The 18,966-nt window shown below is 68.9% G+C and carries 18 protein-coding genes; 9 read left to right on the top strand and 9 right to left on the bottom strand.

All coding sequences use genetic code 11. The features are described from left to right. The first annotated feature begins 49 nt into the window (after positions 1–49). Positions 50–718, top strand: coding sequence for a DUF998 domain-containing protein (locus tag AC1DYP_RS19395; protein WP_477047714.1), 669 nt, complete (start codon positions 50–52; stop codon positions 716–718). On the opposite strand, the gene AC1DYP_RS19390 is transcribed toward AC1DYP_RS19395, so the two are convergent. From AC1DYP_RS19390 to AC1DYP_RS19380, 3 genes are read right to left on the bottom strand one after another with little or no spacing between them, the layout of a single operon-like run. Then, the gene (locus tag AC1DYP_RS19390) at positions 697–1,248 is read right to left on the bottom strand and encodes a YbhB/YbcL family Raf kinase inhibitor-like protein (protein ID WP_477047713.1); all 552 of its coding nucleotides are present in this window, start codon (positions 1,246–1,248) and stop codon (positions 697–699) included. The genes AC1DYP_RS19395 and AC1DYP_RS19390 overlap by 22 nt on opposite strands. A 49-nt stretch (positions 1,249–1,297) precedes the next feature. After that, on the bottom strand, positions 1,298–1,495 hold the full coding sequence (locus tag AC1DYP_RS19385; protein WP_477047712.1) for a hypothetical protein: 198 nt from the start codon (positions 1,493–1,495) through the stop codon (positions 1,298–1,300). A 10-nt stretch (positions 1,496–1,505) separates the two neighbouring features. Further along, positions 1,506–2,126, bottom strand: a complete 621-nt coding sequence (locus AC1DYP_RS19380) for a TIGR02466 family protein (RefSeq protein ID WP_477047711.1) — start codon at positions 2,124–2,126, stop codon at positions 1,506–1,508. Between the two features lie 61 nt (positions 2,127–2,187). Here AC1DYP_RS19380 and AC1DYP_RS19375 point away from each other — a divergent pair, with 61 nt between their 5' ends. From AC1DYP_RS19375 to uvrC, 3 genes are read left to right on the top strand one after another with little or no spacing between them, the layout of a single operon-like run. Then, entirely contained in the window at positions 2,188–2,439 is a 252-nt protein-coding gene (locus tag AC1DYP_RS19375) for a hypothetical protein (RefSeq protein ID WP_477033102.1), read from the top strand. Next, complete coding sequence (locus AC1DYP_RS19370) at positions 2,436–2,717, top strand: type II toxin-antitoxin system RelE/ParE family toxin (protein ID WP_477047710.1); 282 nt, start codon at positions 2,436–2,438, stop codon at positions 2,715–2,717. The genes AC1DYP_RS19375 and AC1DYP_RS19370 overlap by 4 nt, the downstream gene beginning before the upstream one ends. Before the next feature lie 19 nt (positions 2,718–2,736). Then, entirely contained in the window at positions 2,737–4,647 is a 1,911-nt protein-coding gene (gene uvrC / locus AC1DYP_RS19365) for an excinuclease ABC subunit UvrC (protein WP_477047709.1), read from the top strand. A gap of 140 nt (positions 4,648–4,787) precedes the next feature. Here the strand turns inward: uvrC and AC1DYP_RS19360 are convergent, their stop codons facing one another. The 4 genes from AC1DYP_RS19360 to AC1DYP_RS19345 all read right to left on the bottom strand — a co-directional run bounded on the left by AC1DYP_RS19360 (position 4,788) and on the right by AC1DYP_RS19345 (position 10,881). Beyond that, a complete protein-coding gene (locus AC1DYP_RS19360) occupies positions 4,788–6,320 on the bottom strand; it encodes a cation:proton antiporter (protein ID WP_477047708.1) in 1,533 nt (510 codons plus the stop codon). 76 nt (positions 6,321–6,396) lie between these two features. Then, complete coding sequence (locus AC1DYP_RS19355) at positions 6,397–8,070, bottom strand: GH39 family glycosyl hydrolase (RefSeq protein ID WP_477047707.1); 1,674 nt, start codon at positions 8,068–8,070, stop codon at positions 6,397–6,399. Positions 8,071–8,200: 130 nt separating this feature from the next. Beyond that, positions 8,201–9,367, bottom strand: a complete 1,167-nt coding sequence (locus AC1DYP_RS19350; RefSeq protein ID WP_477047706.1) for a saccharopine dehydrogenase family protein — start codon at positions 9,365–9,367, stop codon at positions 8,201–8,203. Between the two features lie 233 nt (positions 9,368–9,600). Continuing rightward, positions 9,601–10,881: an MFS transporter gene (locus AC1DYP_RS19345; RefSeq protein WP_477047705.1), complete on the bottom strand. Its 1,281-nt coding sequence runs from the start codon at positions 10,879–10,881 to the stop codon at positions 9,601–9,603. Positions 10,882–11,152: 271 nt separating this feature from the next. Between AC1DYP_RS19345 and pgsA the strand changes: the two genes are divergently transcribed. Then, on the top strand, positions 11,153–11,770 hold the full coding sequence (gene pgsA / locus AC1DYP_RS19340; RefSeq protein ID WP_477047704.1) for a CDP-diacylglycerol--glycerol-3-phosphate 3-phosphatidyltransferase: 618 nt from the start codon (positions 11,153–11,155) through the stop codon (positions 11,768–11,770). Positions 11,771–11,910: 140 nt separating this feature from the next. Here the strand turns inward: pgsA and AC1DYP_RS19335 are convergent, their stop codons facing one another. Then, positions 11,911–12,072 carry a hypothetical protein gene (locus AC1DYP_RS19335; protein WP_477047703.1) on the bottom strand — a complete coding sequence of 54 codons (162 nt, stop codon included), beginning with the start codon at positions 12,070–12,072 and terminating at the stop codon, positions 11,911–11,913. 86 nt (positions 12,073–12,158) lie between these two features. Next, entirely contained in the window at positions 12,159–12,401 is a 243-nt protein-coding gene (locus AC1DYP_RS19330; RefSeq protein WP_477033112.1) for a hypothetical protein, read from the bottom strand. Positions 12,402–12,690: 289 nt separating this feature from the next. Between AC1DYP_RS19330 and AC1DYP_RS19325 the strand changes: the two genes are divergently transcribed. The 4 genes from AC1DYP_RS19325 to AC1DYP_RS19310 all read left to right on the top strand — a co-directional run bounded on the left by AC1DYP_RS19325 (position 12,691) and on the right by AC1DYP_RS19310 (position 18,597). Further along, positions 12,691–12,897, top strand: a complete 207-nt coding sequence (locus tag AC1DYP_RS19325) for a cold-shock protein (RefSeq protein WP_007666377.1) — start codon at positions 12,691–12,693, stop codon at positions 12,895–12,897. Positions 12,898–13,012: 115 nt separating this feature from the next. Further along, complete coding sequence (locus tag AC1DYP_RS19320; RefSeq protein WP_477047702.1) at positions 13,013–14,224, top strand: patatin-like phospholipase family protein; 1,212 nt, start codon at positions 13,013–13,015, stop codon at positions 14,222–14,224. Positions 14,225–14,532: 308 nt separating this feature from the next. Continuing rightward, on the top strand, positions 14,533–17,826 hold the full coding sequence (gene carB, locus AC1DYP_RS19315) for a carbamoyl-phosphate synthase large subunit (protein WP_477047701.1): 3,294 nt from the start codon (positions 14,533–14,535) through the stop codon (positions 17,824–17,826). A 237-nt stretch (positions 17,827–18,063) separates the two neighbouring features. Next, a complete protein-coding gene (locus AC1DYP_RS19310; RefSeq protein WP_477047700.1) occupies positions 18,064–18,597 on the top strand; it encodes a hypothetical protein in 534 nt (177 codons plus the stop codon). Positions 18,598–18,966 lie beyond the last annotated feature (369 nt).

Here is an 18,966-nt window from a genome sequence, read left to right as displayed (position 1 = left end):
GCCCCCACGCGGCGCGATCTGTACCCCGAACCAGCCGGAGACGGGACGAGTGATAAGCGTTGGAAACCTGCTGCGGATCGGCCTGGTCGTGCCCGCGATCATGGTGGTCGACGTCCTGCTGGCCCAGCACCTGTTTCCGGGCTTCGACGCCGGCGCCCAGTTCATCAGCGAGCTCGGCGGGCCCAAGGCGCCCAACCCCCTGATCTTCAACATCGGCATGATCCTGGCCGGCCTGGCGGGCGTCGCGGCCGGGGGCGGCTTCGCCCACGCCCTGGAGCACGCCGGCGGCCGTCGCCGGGTCTCGGCCTTCGCGGGCCTCTGGGTGGCGATGACCGGCCTGGGGGCCCTGTTCGCAGGCCTGTTCCATTGGCCCGACCCCATGCACCGCGCCTGCGGCGTGGGCCTGGCCATCCAGTTCGCCCCGCTGTTCACCGCCTGGGCCCTGTGGGGCAAGCCGGGGCATCGCCGCCTGGCGCGGTTCTCGCTGGGCTGGTTCTTCTTCCTGCTGGTGGTGCTGGCCCTGCTGACCGGGGTGTGGAACGTGCGGACCGGCAGCGACGTCGGCCTCTGGCAGCGCGGCCACGCGTTCCTGGGCCTGCTGTGGCTGGCCATCGCCGCCTTCTGCCTGGACCGCCACTGGCGCTCGCGCCAGGCGCCGACCGCCCCCAACGACGATCAGCCGACCTCCGACCCCGACTACGCCCCCGCCGCCTCGTAGGTGACGATCAGGTCGTCGGAGGCCAGGGCGTCGCCCTTCAGCGCGTTGACCAGGTCGGCCAGCGGCGTCCTGGCGTCGAACGGCAGGCGCTCGACCAGCGCGAAGATCTGGACATGATAGTGGTGCACCCCGTGCCCTACCGGCGGGCGCGGGCCGAACCAGCCGACCGTGCCATTGTCGTTGATCCCCTGGGTGGCCCCGCCGATCAGCCCAAGGCTGGCCTCGTTCGGCAGCCCCTCGGGCAGGCTGGTGGCCTCGCCGGGGATGTTCCAGATCAGCCAGTGCACGAACGGCCGCTCGCGCGGGGCGTCGGGGTCCTCGACGATGATCGCGTAGGCCGCCGCGCCCTCGACCTGGGTCCAGATCAATGGCGGCGAGAGGTTGTCGTGATAGGCGCTGTGGCGGTCGGCGATGCGGCCGTCCAGGTCCGTGGCGGTCGTGGTCAGGACCAGGCTGTCGTCGCCGAACGGCTGGACCTTCTGCATGGTGATCGCTTCACCGGAATGATCGGGCGTCTGGGCGTGAGGCATGAAGCTTCTCCTGGAGTCGGAGAAGAAACCCGCCGATGTCGAGCCGGTTTCAACCGTCGCCGAGGCGGGTCGGCTTTCGTCGACGCGCCAGCCGACGCGCGCCGAGCCAGAGGAGCGCGAGGAGCAGGCCCAGCGGAGGGATGATCCAAAGCGCTTCGACGACGACGGGCGGCACGATCCCGCAGTCGGCGACGCAGGTCAGCTGGTGGGTTTCGGGTTCCGGCGAGGACGCTTGCGAACCGGCCATCGCTTCCCCTCTAGCGCCAGGCGTAGTTGAAGCTGAGGCTGATCCGCTGTTCCTCGGCCTGGTTGGGCGTCACCTCGTGGCGCAGCCAGCTTTCCCACATCAGGATCGCGCCCGGCGCGGGCTGGACATAGACGAACGGCTGCAGCGTCTCGGGCGCGTCGGCCTCGCGCGTGGGCGCGGCCATCATCATCGGCAGGCGGGGGTCCTCGAACTTCAGGGCCGAGGCGCCCGGCGGGATGGTCACATAGACCGTGCCGGAGATGACGCTGTGGGGATGGATGTGGCCGCTGTGCTGGCCGCCCGGCTCCAGGATGTTGATCCAGAAGCTGTCCATCACCAGCTTGCCGCCCGCCAGGTCGAAGCGCAGGTCCTTGGCGAAGGCCGCCGCGTGCTTGTCGAGCTTCTTCTTCAGATCGGCGAACAGGCTGTCGCGCTGGGCCAGGTCGTCCAGCGAGGCGTAGGAGGTGTAGCCCAGATAGCCCTTGGTCTCGGCCCAGGCCTGGCCGGCCTCGTCGTCCTCGGCCACGGCGATGCAGGCGTCGTGCAGGTCGTCGATGAAGGCTTCGAAGCCCTTGTCGCCGGCGAGGCTGGCTTCGTAGAGCGGGGTGACGAAGAGCGGGCGCGTGGTCATGGCGTCGTCCATACCGCCCCGCCGCGTTGACGACAAACCGGGACGGGCGGATGATCACGTCATGGCTGATGGTGAAATCACTCTGAAGATCGATGGCGCGCGCGCTGAGCGCCTGAGGGCGCGCGCGGAAGCAGCGGGCCAGAGCGTGGAGGATTTTGCTCTACGGCTGCTCGAGGAAGATGCAGCGATCTGGGAAGAGGTCGATGCGATCTGCGATGCGACCATCGCGAATAACGACGGCATTCCACTGGAAGACCTCGAGCCGTGGATGCGCGGCTGGGGCAAATCGGACGGTCCCTCGCCACCGCGATGAAGCCTGTCGTTGTCACGCCACGCGCCTACGATGACGTGCGACGTCTGGAAGGCTGGCTGATCGACAAGGACGCCAACGCCGCAACGCGCGTCGGTCCGCTGCTCTTCGAGGCGATGATGTCGCTCTCGGAATTTCCGGAACGCGGTGTTCGGGCGTTGCGGGCCCGCGGCAGAGAGCTGTTTATCCCGTTCGGCGCCAATGGTTACGTCATCCGCTATCGGGTCGAAGCCACGCGAGTGCTGATCGCGACCGTTCATCACAGCCTCGAAGATCGCTGACCGCATCAGACTCGCCTATATGTCGGGCGTGAACGATACGACGACTGACACCCCCGCCGAAAACGCCCTGAAGGGCGCCGCCCTGATCAAGGACGAGGTCTCGCGCCTGCCTGACGCGCCCGGCGTGTACCGGATGATCGGCGAGAACGAGGAAGTCCTCTACGTCGGCAAGGCCAGGAGCCTGAAGAAGCGCGTCGTGCAGTACGCGCAAGGCCGCTTCCACACCAACCGCATCGCCCACATGGTCGACGCCACGCGGTCGATGGAGTTCGTCACCACCCGCACCGAAGCCGACGCCCTGCTGCTCGAGATCAACCTGATCAAGTCGTTGAAGCCGCGCTTCAACGTGCTGCTGCGCGACGACAAGAGCTTCCCCGAGATCATGATCCGCCGCGATCACGACGCGCCGCAGCTGCGCAAGCACCGCGGGGCGCACACGATCAAGGGCGACTATTTCGGGCCGTTCGCCAGCGCCGGGGCGGTGAACCGCACGCTGAACACCCTGCAGAAGGCCTTCCTGCTGCGCTCGTGCAGCGACAGCGTCTACGACACCCGCTCGCGGCCCTGCATGCTGCACCAGATCAAGCGCTGCGCCGCCCCCTGCACCGGCCTGATCGGCAAGGACGACTACCAGGCCCTGGTCGACCAGGCCGAGGCCTTCCTGCGCGGCAAGTCCCGCGCGGTCATGGCCCTGATCGCCCAGCAGATGGAGGCCGCCGCCGAGGACCTGGAGTTCGAGCGCGCCGCCCGCCTGCGCGACCGCATCCGCGCCTTGGCCTCGGTGGCCCAGGAGAGCCAGATCAATCCCGAGACCGTGGACGAGGCCGACGTCGTGGCCCTGCACGTCGAGGGCGGCCAGGCCTGCGTGCAGGTGTTCTTCTTCCGGGCCGGCCAGAACTGGGGCAACCGCGCCTATTTCCCGCGCGTGACCGGCAACGCCGAGGACGAGGACGAGACCGCCACCGAGGAGCAGCGGATCCTCACCGCGTTCCTGGGCCAGTTCTACGACGACAAGCCGATCCCGCGCCTGATCCTGACCAATCTGGAGCCGGCCGACCGCGACCTGCTGGCCGAGGCCTTCTGCCTGAAGAGCGGCCGCAAGGTCGAGATCACCGCTCCCAAGCGCGGCGAGAAGGCCGATCTGGTCGGCCATGCGCTCACCAATGCGCGCGAAGCGCTTGGGCGAAAAATGGCCGAGGGCTCGGCCCAGACCAAGCTGCTGGCGGGGGTCTGCGAGGCGTTCGGCCTGGAGGCCCCGCCCGAGCGGATCGAGGTCTACGACAACAGCCACATCCAGGGCACCAACGCCGTGGGCGGCATGATCGTGGCCGGGCCCGAGGGCTTCATGAAGGGCCAGTACCGCAAGTTTAACATCCGCTCGACCGAGCTGACGCCCGGCGACGACTACGGGATGATGAAGGAGGTCCTGCGCCGCCGCTTCGCCCGCCTGGTCAAGGAAGAGGAAGAGGGCGACAGCGATAACCGCCCCGACCTGGTGCTGGTCGACGGCGGCAAGGGCCAGCTGGACGCGGCGCTGGAGGTGATGGCCGACCTCGGCGTCGACGACATCGCCATCGTCGGCGTGGCCAAGGGTCCGGACCGCGACGCCGGGCTGGAGCGGTTCTTCCTGCCCGACAAGACGCCCTTCATGCTCGAGCCCAAGTCGCCGGTGCTCTACTACCTCCAGCGCCTGCGCGACGAGGCCCACCGCTTCGCGATCGGGGCGCACCGCACGCGGCGCTCGATGGACCTGAAGAAGAACCCGCTCGACGAGATCGAGGGCGTAGGCCCGGGCCGCAAGAAGGCCCTGCTGCACGCGTTCGGCTCGGCCAAGGGCGTGAGCCGGGCGGGGGTCGAGGACCTGATGAAGGTGGACGGCGTCAGCCAGCCGCTGGCCGAGCGGATCCACGCGTTCTTCCGGAAGAGCTGACGGAGACCCTCCCCCTGTGGGGGAGGCGGCCGAAGGCCGGTGGGGGGACTTTTAGGGTCGGGGATCCAGACTACGACCGCCTGCCGAATACTCCCCCCTCCGATCGCTGCGCGATCGCCTCCCCCACAGGGGGAGGGCCTTTATTCGCGGGCGCTCAACTCCAGCCAGTCAAACTCCTCCTCCAGCGCCCGATAGGCGTCGTCGCCGATCTCGCCGCGCTGGCGCAGGTCGGCGATCGCCTCGCGCGACACCGCCACAACCCGCCGGCGCAGGGCGTTCTCGGTCGAGGCTCGCGCGTCGGCGCCCGTCTTGGTCTGCTGCAGGGCCGCGCCATACTCGCGGCGCAGGGCCTCGGCGGCTTCCGACCTGTCGCCGTCCAGCTCGGCCAGAGCCGCCTTCAGGGCCTTCGCCCGCGCCAGCTTCAGTTCCTTGCGCACCGGGTCGTCGTCGGGCAGGCGCAGCAGCTTCATCAGCGGCGCCAGGGTCAGGCCTTGGAGCGTCAGCGTGCCCAGCACCACCGCGAAGGCGGCCAGCAGGATGAAGTCGCGATAGGGGAAGCCCTCGGGCAGGGCCAGGGCGGCGGCCAGGGTGACCATGCCGCGCATGCCGCACCACGCGACCAGCAGCCCGCCCCGCGCCGTCGGCGGGGCCATGCTGGACCGCGCCAGGTGCAGGCCGAAGAACCGGTTCTTCACCCGCACGGCGCTGTTGTAGGTCATCACCCAGGCGATCCGCACGGCGATCACCGTGGCCAGGATCACCAGGGCCGCGCGCAGATAGTCCATCCGCTCGTGCGGCGACAGGGTCTCCAGGATCGGCCCGATCTGCAGGCCGATCAGGGTGAAGGCCAGGACGTTCAGCACCACCGTCACCGACTCCCAGACCGCGAAGGACGGGATGCGCAGCCGCGCCGACAGCTGCGCCCCCGGCCGCCAGGCCACGGTCACCCCGTAGACGACGATGGTCACCACCCCCGACAGGCCCAGCCGCTCGGCCAGGATCCACACCCCGAAGGTGGAGACGAACTGGACGATCACCGAACTGGGCACATCGGTGATCCGATGGAAGAACAGGCCGCTCACCCGCGCCAGGCCGTAGCCGACCACGACGCTGCCCACCGCCACCAGGGCCAGGGTCGGGGCGGCGTGGACCAGGCTGAAGCCGCCGCCGACCGCTCCCACCGCCAGGCGGTAGATCAGCAGGGCCGAGGCGTCGTTCAGCAGGCTTTCGCCCTCCAGGATCTTGAGGATCCGATGCGGCGGCTGGATCTGGCGCAGCACGGCCAGGGCGGCCACGGCGTCGGGCGGCGCGACGATGGCCCCCAGGGCGATGGCCGCCGGCCAGGGCATGTCCGGAAACAGCATGCGCGCCGCCACCGCCACCCCCGCCGTCGTAAGGCTGACCGCGATCAGCACCAGGGCCGAGACCGGCCGCCAGTTGTCCTTCAGGTCGCGCAGCGAGGAGTCGTAGGCCGCGTCCAGCAGCACCGGGGCGATGAACAGGGCCAGGATCAGTTCCGGCTCCAGCTCCAGCCGGGGCGCGCCGGGGATCAGGGCGACGGCCGCCCCGCCCAGGGCCAGCAGGACCGGATAGGGCGCGCCGATCCGCCGGGCCAGGGCCGACAGCACCACCGCGCCCAACAGCAGGACCAGGATCCATTCGAAGATCAGCATTCGGCGAAGGTCGCCGCTGGCGGGCGGCTTGGCAAATCTAAAGCGCTCCGTCGACGCTCGCTTGGCGGCGGAACGGTCAGTTCGGGGTCAACACCAGGAGCGAGACGCCCTGGCGCGGCAGCGTGAAATCCAACCGCGCCGCTCCACGCGCCACCGGGATCGCCGACGGGCCCGGATCCAGCGTCGCCAGCCGCGAGGCCTCGATCAACGCCTTGCGCTGCGCCTCGGAGGGCGCGATCGGCGAGCCCATCGCCAGCCAGGCGGCATAGCTGTTCGAATGGTCGCGATCGATGCGGTAGTGGACCAGCCGCGCGCCATGCGCGAACGCCTTCGGCAGGTGCGTGAGATCGACGCTCACCCGCGCATCCGGGCCGGCCAGATCGTCGTCGTGGTAGTGCCACACCAGGACCGACAGCTTGTCGCCGTCCCGCGTCGCCACGCTTCCGACGTCGGCGACGCCGCGCACGCCGTCGCGCATCATGTCGTCGAGCGAGGCTTCATGATCGGAGACGTCGGCGACATAGGTCCCGGTCATCTTCGAAAGCAGCTTGAAGGCGTTCATGACCGGCAGGTCGACGCCCGCCGAGGTCAGCTGTCGGAAGCCGGCGAAATACGGCTGGTCCTCGAACTCGAACGCCCAGGTCAGGACGCCCTCCAGATTGAGCGCGCGCCGCCGCGCCAGGGCCTGGAGCCGCGGGAAGGAGGCGGCCGTATAGCTCGAATACATCGTCCCGTTGCGATAGGCGTTGGCCGGACCCTGGCAGGCGGCGCAGCCCTCCGGGTCGGATTCGCCGATGACGATGGGCTTGTCCCGGAACACCGGATCGGCGGCGATCTGGGCGAACTCGTGATCGGCCGCTTTCAGATGCGCGGCGATGCCCATGCGGACATGGCCCCGATCCCCGTCCTCCACGAATTTGGGACTGCCCTTGGCGTGGAAGGACAGGAAGTCGACCGGCGTTCCGGCCGCCTTGGCGTGGTCCATGAAGGCGGTCATGTAGGTGTCGCCGGCGCCGGCGATGTCGGGTCCGCCGACCCGGGCTTCCGGCAAGGCGCGGCGGACGCCCTTGATGGCCGTGTCGTGCAGGCGGAAGAACTCCGCCTGGGTTCCGCCCCAATAGTACTGCGGCAGGTTGGGCTCGTTCCAGGTCTGGAAATACCAGCTGGCGACCTCGGCCCGGCCGTAGCGCTCCACGCAGTGGCGCACCCACTGATAGACCAGTTCCTCCCACTTGCCGTAGTCCTTGGGCGGGAAGGCCCAGCCCGTGCGCAACGCGCCGCTGCCGGGGCGGAACTCGTGCTGGTAGGGCTGGGGCTTGGTCGACAGCGCCTCGGGCATGAACCCGATCTCGACATAGGGCTTCACGCCGCGGGCGCGATAGGTGTCGAAGATGCGGTCGACGATCGTCCAGTCATAGACCGGTCGCCCCTGCGCGTCCTCGGTGTAGACGTTGGTCGAACCCCACTTGAGCGCCGGCGTGCCGTCGCCCGAGGTCAGCAGGTTATGCGTCCGGAAATAGACCTGGTCCGGGGCCAATCCCCCGAGCGTCGCCAGGGTGGCGCGCCCGTCCTTCATCGTCGCGTAGTTCGGCTCGTCCGCCCCGAAGAACCGCCAGACCGGCTTGACCGGGTCCTCGGCCCGCGCGGCGTCGACCGTGATGGCGACGGGAAAGGCCCTGTCCTGCGCGTCGGCCCTCGCGGCGACGAGAAGGCCAAGCGCCAGCACGGCGGCCGAGAACCATTTCCGCATGAGACCTTAGCTCCGAGTGTTCTTGGCGCCCCGACCGTTCTTGGCTTCCAGGCCGGCGGGCCCCGACGCGCTTTCATCAGACAAATATCTCGGATCGCCTGTCAAATCGCGGAGCGGTCAGCCGCTCGTCCTACTCCACCGCGAACACCAGTCCCGCCTTCGCCGCCAGCCGCTCCACCAGCTTGCCCCGCAGCGCCGCGCCCGGGGTCCAGATCCCGCCGGCCACGTCCGGCGTGTCGATAAGGCACAAGGCCGTCTCGGCGATCACCTTGCTGGTCGAGCCGTAGCCGGGGTCCTTGTCGCCCTTGACGCCGGCGCGGACCTGGCGGCCGTCGTCGGCGATCGCGACGAACAACAGGTCGTAGAAGCCGGCCTCGCGCTCTTCCTTGCTGGGCCCCTCGCCCGGCTTGGGACCGCCCTCCGCCCCCATTGAGGCGTTGGCCAGGCCGACGGCCTTGGCGGCGGCCTCGCCGCCCTCGCCGGGACCGGTCAGGATCATCTCGTCATAGACGAAGTCGGCCCCGTACGGCTGGTCCATCAGCCAGTTGGAGCGGTGGACGTTGCGGGTGTTGATCGCCGCCATCACGAACGGGGCGGTCCACAAGTCCAGGTCCTCGTCGAAGGCCACGGCCGCGCCGTGCGGCTGCTTGGGGCCGGCGAAGTCGGGGGTCAGGGCGAAGGGGTCCTTCAGGTATTCCAGGATCTGCGGGTCGCGCATCGCCGCGGCCAGGGTGGCCTTCAGGCTGGCCGCCGTACCGCCCGAGAACGTGCCGCGCATGGCCCGCACCCGGCCCTTCACGCGGGCGACGGGACCGCCGAACCGCTTGGCCGCCTCCTGCTGCACGAACCAGACGCCCAGCTCGAACGGGATGGAGTCGAAGCCGCAGGAAAAGAGGATCCGCGCGCCGCTGTCGCGGGCCGTGCGCTCGTGGGCGTCGATCATCTGGCGCATCCAGGCCGGCTCGCCGCACAGGTCCAGATAGTCGGTCCCGGCCTCGGCGCAGGCGGCCACCAAGTCCGAGCCGTAGAGCTGGTAGGGACCGACGGTCGTCAAAACCGCCTTGGTCTGCTGGACCATGCGGCGCAGCGAGGCCGGACTGTCGGCGTCGGCGACGATCAGCGGCGTGTCGGCGGCGGCGCCGACCTCGTCGCGCACGGCGGCCAGCTTGTCGGCGTTGCGGCCCGACATCGCCCAGCGGACGTCGGGGTGATGTTTCGCGAAGTGCTCGGCCACCAAGCGCCCGGTGAAGCCGGTCGCGCCGTGGACGATGACGTCGAAGTCCGCGCTGGGGTTCATGAGGTCGCCTCCCGAGGTTTCTTATCGTTGGACGGCAGAGTGGCGCGGATGGGGGGCGGAGGCAAACAAGCGTTCGCACGGCGATCACTTGCCCCCACCTGGCGACTGCGTCGCCTGTCCGCCCCATTGGGGGCGGAGGACGCGCTGCGCCGACGGTTGAGCCTCCGCCCCCTCGCCGCGACAGACCGCGAAGCGGTCAGGTGGGGGCAAGTGGGCGAGCCGCGACGGGCGAACTAGGGCGCCTTCGGCTTCAGCGCCAGCAGTCCCCCGAAGCTCAGCGCCGCCGCCACGGCCAGGTAGATCCCCACGGGAACGAGCCCGCCCCTGTCCGCCAGCGCCTGGGCGATCATCGGCGCCAGGCCGCCGCCCAGGATGCCGCCGACGTTGAACGCGGCCGAGGCGCCGGTGTAGCGCACCCGGGCCGGGAACAGGTCGGGCAGGAAGGCGCCCAGGGGTCCGTAGACGAAGCCCATGACCAGCAGGCCCAGGGCCAGGAACAGGCCGATGGTCGGCAGCGAGCCGGCGACCATCATCACCGGCAGCAGGGCGCCGACCCCGACGGTCATGGCGCAGCCGGCCATCAGCACCCGGCGCGGACTGGTGGCGTCGGCCCAGTAGCCGGCGACGACGATGCCGGCGGCCATGAACAGGATGGCGATCAACTGGGCGCTCAGCATGGCCGTGCGGCCGTAGGCCAGGTCCTTGGCGCCGTAGCCCAGCGCGAAAGCGGTCATCATGTAGTAGACGGCGAAGCAGCAGACGGCCGCGAGCGTTCCACAAAGGGTGGCCTTCCAGTGGTCGCGCAGCAGTTCGCCCAGCGGCACGGCGGGCGGCGCCTCGTGAGCGATGGCGGCGGCGAAGGCCGGGGTCTCGGTCAGCTTCAAGCGGATCCACAACCCCACCCCGACCAGGACGACGCTGCCCAGGAACGGCAGGCGCCAGCCCCAGGCCAGGAACTGCTCGGGCGTCAGGATCAGGCCCAGGATCAGGAACAGGCCGTTGGCGGCGATGAAGCCCACCGGCGCGCCCAGTTGGGGGAACATGCCGAAGCGGGCCCGCCAGCCGGGAGGCGCGTTCTCGACGGCCAGCAGCGCCGCGCCGCCCCACTCTCCGCCCAGGCCGAAGCCCTGGCCGAACCGCAGCAGGCACAGCAGGGTCGGGGCCAGCCAGCCGGCCATGGCGTAGGTGGGCAGGAAGGCGATGGCCAGGGTCGAGCCGCCCATCAGCACCAGCGAGGCCACCAGCGTCGACTTGCGGCCGATCCGGTCGCCGAAATGGCCGAACACCGCCGCGCCCAGGGGCCGGGCCAGGAACGCCACGCCCAGGCTGGCGAAGGCGGCCATCTGCTGCAGGCTGGGCGACTTGGACGGGAAGAACAGCTGGCCGAACACCAGCGAGGCGGCCGTGGCGTAGATGTAGAAGTCGTAGAACTCGACCGCCGTGCCGACGAGGCTGGCCGTCAGCACCCGGCGATTGGAATTGGTCGCGGTCGGTTCGGTGGTGGTGGTGGCCATGACGCCCTCTAGAAACGTGGCCATGGCTTGGCGGGCGGAGGGCGCGACGTCAACCGCCGGAGGGGAAGAAACGACCTCAACCGCGAGGTTTTCCTTCCGAACGCGACGGCTTTAATTCCGCTCTAGAGGGCCACGCGAACAGCCTTGCCTCACCCTGACCTTTCAGCCGTCGTTCCGGGCGGCGGACCCGGGATGACGCCGAGATCGCCCATCCGATCGCCGAGAAGCCGCCCCATAGCCCTTCCCGCTCTTCATGCGTTAGAACGCCACCATGAAGAACCTGCCCAACATCCTGACCTCCGCGCGCCTCGTCATCGCGCTGTTCATGTTCGTGGCCCTGGCCGCGGCGGCGGGCGGGGTGCCCTGGCTGAGCGAGCGGCTCACCGGCGAACAGCAGCTGTCGCTGCAGCGCTGGGCGTTCTGGGCGTTCGTGGTGGCGGCGGTGACCGACTTCTTCGACGGCTGGCTGGCCCGCAAGCTGGACGCGGTGAGCATCTGGGGCGCGATCCTCGACCCGATCGGCGACAAGATCCTGGTCTGCGGCGCCCTGCTGGGCCTGATGGCCCTGGGCCCCAACCCGCTGGTGATCCTGCCCTCGGGCCTGATCCTGTTCCGCGAATTCGCCGTCAGCGCCCTGCGCGAGGTCGGGGCCGGCAAGGGTATCAAGCTTCCCGTCACCGTGCTGGCCAAGTGGAAGACCACCCTGCAGCTGGTGGCGATCGGGGCCGAGATGATCCTGGTCTCTTGGGCCGCCTTCCACCTGCCCAACGACCCGGCGATCGTGACCCCGGCCACCTACGCCACCCACGGCCTGCTGTGGCTGGCCGCCGTGGTGACCCTGATCACCGGCGCGCAGTACTGGGAAGCGGCGCGCAAGGCGCTGGTCTAGGGGTTCAAGCCGTCCCCCTGTGGGGGAGGCGGCCGAAGGCCGGTGGGGGGAGTTCCAGGAAGCTCGATCCGGGTTGTTGTGATCCGCCGATCACTCCCCCCTCCGTCGGCTTCGCCGACACCTCCCCCACAGGGGAGGATTTACTCCGCCGCCAGCAGCAACGGCTCGTCGTCCTCGATCGCGTCGGGGTCGGTGGGGCCGTGCAGCAGCCATTCCGTATCGGCCGCGTCATGACCCGCGCGGGTCCGCTCCGCCCGCATCATCAGGGCCAGCCAGCCGGCCCCTGCCGTCAGAAACACCATGATCGCCTCCGAAGCGCTCCGTCACTATTGAGAATGACTATCAATAACGACGGAGGCAAGGCGTCTTTGCGGTGTGATTTCCGTATTTAGGCGGCTTCGGCCGCCGAAGCGGCCTTGCGGCGGGCGGCGGCGGTGGCGCCGCGCTTCTTGGTGGCCGCTTCCAGGGTGACCTGACGACGCTTGGAGGCCTCAAGCTCGAGCACGGGCAGCACTTCCGCCGCGGCCAGCCGCTGGGCCGGGGTGCCCACGATGTCCAGGCGACGGGCATTGGCCAGGAGCGAGACCAGCTCCTGGTCGTTCAGCAGAGGAATCCGCTCGATCAGGGTCATACTTAGCTCCTCGAAAGTCAGCAATTCACGCAGTAGCGCGACAGAAGTACCTTAACGTTCAAGGCGGCGCTTGGGGTCCAAAACTAATTGCGATTCAAGTCGATTCACGAATTCACTTGCTCCCGCCGGTTTCTAGGCTCATGGTGCATTATCGAAATTCGCTGACGTTCGGCCTGCTTTTCCATGCTCTCTCCGCGAGAGCGCCGGACGCGCCCACCGACCCCCAACGAAATTTGATCGCCGTGCGGAACGATTCCGCCGACGAATATTGACTGCAAGGACTACCACTATGGCTACCGGCACCGTGAAATGGTTCAACGGCACCAAGGGCTTCGGCTTCATCCAACCTGACGACGGCGGCGCCGACGTTTTCGTGCACATCTCGGCCGTTGAACGCGCCGGTCTGCGCGGCCTGGACGAAGGTCAGAAGATCACCTACGAACTCGAGCGCGACAACCGCTCGGGCAAGATGTCGGCGGGCCAACTGCAGGCTTAATCGCCTCACGCTCACGAGATTTGGAATGGGTCGGCGCCTGGCGCCGGCCCATTTTTCTTGCGCGCTCCCCCAGGCCGTAACAGGGTTTCGGCAGAGAGCCTCCCCACGAGCCCCCATGCGCGTAGCCCGCCTCCTCGCCGTCGTCCTGGCCGCCGTCTGGCTTTCGGCCTGCGGATCCCTGTCGCGCGACGTCTACGACGCCAGCGACCTGGCGGGACCCGCCCCCCAGGGACTGGCCGAGCTGCGCTTCAACGCCAGCGACAGCGACGCGGCCGTCCGCTTCGCCGAACCGGCCCGCAAGCGCGCCTCGACCCAGCGCACCTTCGACGTCCTGGCCCTGTCGGGCGGCGGCTCGAACGGGGCCTACGGGGCCGGCGTGCTGGCCGGCTGGACCAAGCGCGGCGAGCGGCCCGAGTTCGACATCGTCACCGGCGTCTCGACCGGCGCCCTCACCGCCCCCTTCGCCTTTCTCGGCCCCTCCTGGGACGACCGCCTGACCGAGGCCTACACCGGCAAGGCGGCCGGCAAGATCCTCAAGCCCCGCGGCCTGGGCATGCTGTTCCACCCCAGCGTCTACAGCGCCGCCGGCCTGCGCGAACTGGTCGACCTCAACGTCACCGACGACCTGCTGCAGGCCATCGTCGCGGAGCACAAGCGCGGCCGCCGCCTGCTGATCGCCACCACCAACCTGGACACCGAGGAGACGGTGATCTGGGACATGGGCGCGATCGCCCTGCGCGGCGACCCGGCTTCGCGCCAGCTGTTCAAGGAGGTGCTGGTGGCCTCGGCCAGCATTCCCGGCGTCTTCCCGCCCACCCTGATCGAAATCCAGGGCCCCAATGGCGAGAAGGGGGGCCGGCATCTGTCGGAGATGCATGTCGACGGCGGGGTCACCATCCCGTTCTTCGTGGCCCCGGAGTCGCTGCTGCTGTGGACCGCCGCCAAGGGCCAGGTCCGGCCCGGGCGGCTTTACGTGATCGTCAACGGCAAGGTCGGCGGCACCTTCGGCTTCACCAAGGGCAAGGCCGGGGCGATCGTCGGCCGCTCGTGGGACGCGATGAGCAAGGCCCTGATGCGCACCCACCTGGCGGCCAGCAGCGCCTTCGCCCGCCGCAACGGCGGACAGCTGTTCTACGCGGCCATTCCCGACAGCGCGGATCTCGACACTTCCGGCATGGATTTCGCCAACGACAACCGCGCGGCCCTGTTCCGCATGGGCTTCGAGCGGGCCGAGGCCGGCTGGGCCTGGAGCCTGACCGACGAGCCCGCCGAGGTCCCGCCCGCCCAACCCGCCGTCCCCGCGCCGCCGGCGATCAGCGGTCAGTGAGCGCGCTTCTATTCAGCCGTCATTCCCGCCCTTGTGGCGGGAACCCCTGACTCAGCCGACGGTGAGGCGCCTTGGCGCGCCGGCGCGCCACACCTCCGCACCTGCGGCGGATAGAGGGGTTCCCGCCACAAGGGCGGGAATGACGAACGAGAAGAAAGGATGGGCGGTAATTGAGAGAATGACGGTTGAAGAAAGCAGGGTTGCGCCAAACCGACTCCCTCTCTAAACGGGCGGCTTAACCTGCAAGATGGTCGGCAGCGGGCGCGCGGATGTGCGCGACCGTGTCTCTGCGCGCGAGTTTTACCCCTATGCCCAAAAGAACAGACATCTCCTCGATCCTGATCATCGGCGCCGGCCCGATCGTCATCGGCCAGGCGTGCGAGTTCGACTATTCGGGCGTCCAGGCGTGCAAGGCCCTGCGCGCGGAAGGCTACCGGATCATCCTGGTGAACTCGAACCCGGCCACGATCATGACCGATCCGGACGTGGCCGATGCGACCTATATCGAGCCGATCACCCCGGACATGGTCGAGAAGATCATCGCCAAGGAACGGCCCGACGCCCTGCTGCCCACCATGGGCGGCCAGACCGCGCTGAACACCGCCCTGGCCCTGGAAGCCAGCGGCGCCCTGAAGAAGTACGGCGTCGAGATGATCGGCGCCAAGGCCGAGGTCATCGACAAGGCCGAGGACCGCCAGAAGTTCCGCGACGCCATGGACAAGCTGGGCCTGGAGAGCCCCAAGTCCAAGGCCGCCCACAACATGGACGAGGCGCGCGAGGGCCTGGAGTTCGTCGGCCTGCCGGCGATCATCCGCCCCAGCTTCACCCTGGCCGGCACCGGCGGCGGCATCGCCTACAATGTCGAGGAATTCGAGGAGATCGTCGCGCGCGGTCTGGACCTCTCGCCAACCACCGAAGTGCTCATCGAAGAGAGCGTGCTCGGCTGGAAGGAGTACGAGATGGAAGTGGTCCGCGACACGGCGGACAACTGCATCATCGTCTGCTCGATCGAGAACATCGACCCGATGGGCGTCCACACCGGCGACTCGATCACCGTCGCCCCGGCCCTGACCCTGACGGACAAGGAATACCAGTGGATGCGCGCGGCCTCGATCGCCGTGCTGCGCGAGATCGGCGTCGAGACCGGCGGCTCCAACGTCCAGTTCGCCGTGAACCCCGCCGACGGCCGCATGGTCGTGATCGAGATGAACCCGCGCGTGTCGCGCTCTTCCGCACTTGCTTCGAAGGCCACCGGCTTCCCGATCGCCAAGGTCGCCGCCCGCCTGGCCGTCGGCTACACCCTGGACGAGCTGAAGAACGACATAACCGGCGGCGCGACCCCGGCCTCGTTCGAGCCCAGCATCGACTACGTCGTCACCAAGATCCCGCGCTTCGCCTTCGAGAAGTATCCGGGCAGCGAGCCCCTGCTGACCACCGCCATGAAGTCGGTCGGCGAGGTGATGGCCATCGGCCGCACCTTCAAGGAAAGCGTCCAGAAGGCCCTTCGCGGCCTGGAAACCGGCCTGAACGGCTTCGACGAGATCGAGATCGCCGGCGCCGATGATCCGGACACCGGCCGCGCGGCCGTGATCCGCGCCCTGGGCACCCCGACGCCCGACCGCCTGCGCGTCATCGCCCAGGCCTTCCGCCATGGGTTGAGCGTGGAAGAGGTCAACGCCGCCTGTTCGTATGAGCCCTGGTTCCTGCGCCAGATCGCCGAGCTGATCCGCCAGGAGGGCTGGGTCCGGGCCGGCGGCCTGCCGACCGACGCGCAGGGCTTCCGCGCCCTGAAGGCCCAGGGCTTCTCCGACGCCCGCCTGGCCAAGCTGACCGGCGGGACCGAAAAGGCCGTCCGCAAGGCCCGCCAGGACCTGAACGTCCGCCCGGTCTTCAAGCGCATCGACAGCTGCGCCGGCGAGTTCGCGGCCACCACGCCCTACATGTACTCGACCTACGAGACCGGCGCCCTGGGCCAGATCCCCGAGTGCGAGAGCCTGCCTTCGAACCGCAAGAAGGCAGTGATCCTGGGCGGCGGTCCCAACCGGATCGGCCAGGGCATCGAGTTCGACTACTGCTGCTGCCACGCGGCGTTTGCCCTGGACGCGATCGGCGTCGAGTCGATCATGGTCAACTGCAACCCCGAGACCGTCTCGACCGACTACGACACCTCCGACCGCCTGTACTTCGAGCCCCTGACGGCCGAGGACGTGCTGGAGCTCCTTCACGTTGAAATGAGCCAGGGCACATTGGCCGGCGTCATCGTCCAGTTCGGCGGCCAGACTCCCCTGAAGCTGGCCCACGCCCTGGAAGAAGCCGGGATCCCGATCCTGGGCACCAGCCCCGACGCCATCGACCTGGCCGAGGACCGCGAGCGCTTCCAGCAGCTGCTGAACGGCCTGGACATCGCCCAGCCCGAGAACGCCATCGCCCGCACCTGGGACGAGGCCCGCGCCAAGGGCGACGAGATCGGCTTCCCGTTCGTGATGCGCCCGTCCTACGTGCTGGGCGGCCGGGGCATGGAGATCATCCGCGATCACGAGCACCTGGAACGCTACATCACCAACACCGGCGAGATCTCGTTCGAGCACCCGATCCTGCTGGACCACTATCTGAGCCGCGCCACCGAAGTGGACGTCGACGCCCTGTGCGACGGCAAGGACGTGTTCGTGGCCGGCGTGCTGGAGCACATCGAGGAAGCCGGCGTCCACTCGGGCGACAGCGCCTGCTCGATGCCGCCCTTCTCGCTGAAGGCCGAAACCGTCGAGGAGCTGAAGCGCCAGACCGTCAAGATGGCCCTGGCCCTGAACGTCCGTGGCCTGATGAACGTGCAGTTCGCCATCGAGGAGCCGCACGGCGAGAACCCGCGCATCTACGTGCTGGAAGTGAACCCCCGCGCCTCGCGCACCGTGCCGTTCGTGGCCAAGACCATCGGCCAGCCGGTGGCCGCCATCGCCGCCAAGATCATGGCCGGCGAGACCCTGGCCAGCTTCGGCCTGAAGGACGTTCCCTACGACCACATCGCGGTCAAGGAAGCGGTGTTCCCGTTCGCCCGCTTCGCCGGCGTCGACACGGTGCTGGGCCCGGAAATGCGCTCGACCGGCGAGGTCATGGGCCTGGACTGGATCCGCGAGGGCGAGAACGGCCTGGGCCCGGCCTTCGCCCGCGCCTTCGCCAAGAGCCAGCTGGGCGGCGGCGTCAGCCTGCCGACCTCGGGCACGGCCTTCGTCTCGGTCAAGGAAAGCGACCGCCCGTGGATCGTCGAGCCGGTGAAGCTCTTGCAAGCCGCAGGCTTCAAGGTGCTGTCGACGGTCGGCACGCGCGGCTACCTGGCCGAGCAGGGCGTCGAGGTCGAGCTGGTCAAGAAGGTGCTGGAAGGCCGTCCGCACATCGTCGACGTGATGAAGAACGGCGGCGTCCAGTTGGTGTTCAACACCACCGAAGGCAAGCAGGCCCTGGAGGACAGCTTCGAGATCCGCCGCACGGCGCTGATGATGAAGGTGCCCTACTACACCACCAGCGCTGGTGCGCTGGCCGCGGCCCAGGCGATCTCCTCGGCCCCCGCCGAGACGCTCGAGGTTCGCCCGCTGCAGAGCTACCAGTAAACCTTCGTCCTTCTCCCCTTGCGGGAGAAGGTGGCGCGCAGCGCCGGATGAGGGGTCGAAAGACGCAAGCCGCCGCGATCCGCCGAAAGGCCGGTCGCGGCGGTTTTCGTTTGCGAGACCCCTCACCAGACGGCCTCCGGCCGCCACCCTCTCCCGCAAGGGGAGAGGGAACGCGTCCGTTGCCCTCCCCCGTCTCGCCATGGTCAAGTTCCGCCGTGCGCGTCCGAGGGGGATCCAATGCCGAAAACGAACCTGGGCGTCGGGCGGTTCGCATCGCCCCTCGCGCTCGCCCTGCTGCTCTGCGCCTGCACGCCCAAGACGCCCGAGCAGAGGGCCCAGGAAGCCGTGCGCGCGGCCGAGGCGGCGGCGGAAAACGCCGCGCCGTTCGACGGCGTGCTGTCGCCCGCCGAACTGGCCCAGGCCCAGCAAGGCACGCTGAGAGGCTGGCGCGAGGACGCCGCCCGGCTGTCGATCCACTACTTCATGTACGACATCCACGCCCCCGAACGCCGCCGCTGGATGGCGCTGGCGGCCGCCACGGGGTCGAGCCAGGCGATCCAGAACTATGTCGACCTGCTCAGGTTCAACGAGACGCCGGCCGACTGCGCCGAGGCCCGCGTCCAGATCGCCAAGGCCAAGACGCTGTACGCCCGCGAGATCGCGGCGGCCAAGGCCAAGAACCTCCGCGACGCCAAGATCGAGGCGCTGGACAGGACCCGCGACCAGGAGCGCCAGATGGCCGACGGCGCCTGCGCGACCGGCGGGCGCTAGAAGTTATCCACAGGGCTTCCTTTCTCCCCTTGCGGGAGAAGGTGGCGGCGAAGCCGCCGGATGAGGGGTCTCTCAGACCCGACCTCCTTCGGAGGCCACCCTCTCCAGCAAGGGGAGAGGGAAACGGTGCTCTATCCCCGCGCCCGCCGATCACGACCCCAACGAATCCAATCCCTTGCACAAAAACGCACGTTTCCCGTCCCCACCCTCCGGGACGGCTGCACACTAGCGGCATGACCCAAGCCACCATCGACATCCCCACCCGGTGCCTGACCTTCCAGCTCAAGCTGATGGCCGCCCTCGAAGCGGCCTGGGCGAGCATCGAGGCCTCCACCAATCCCGTCCTGATCCGCCAGGCCCGCGACAAGG

It is taken from the genome of Caulobacter sp. P1_D6, assembly GCF_056406095.1.
This window is presented reverse-complemented; position numbering and strand designations above follow the sequence as displayed.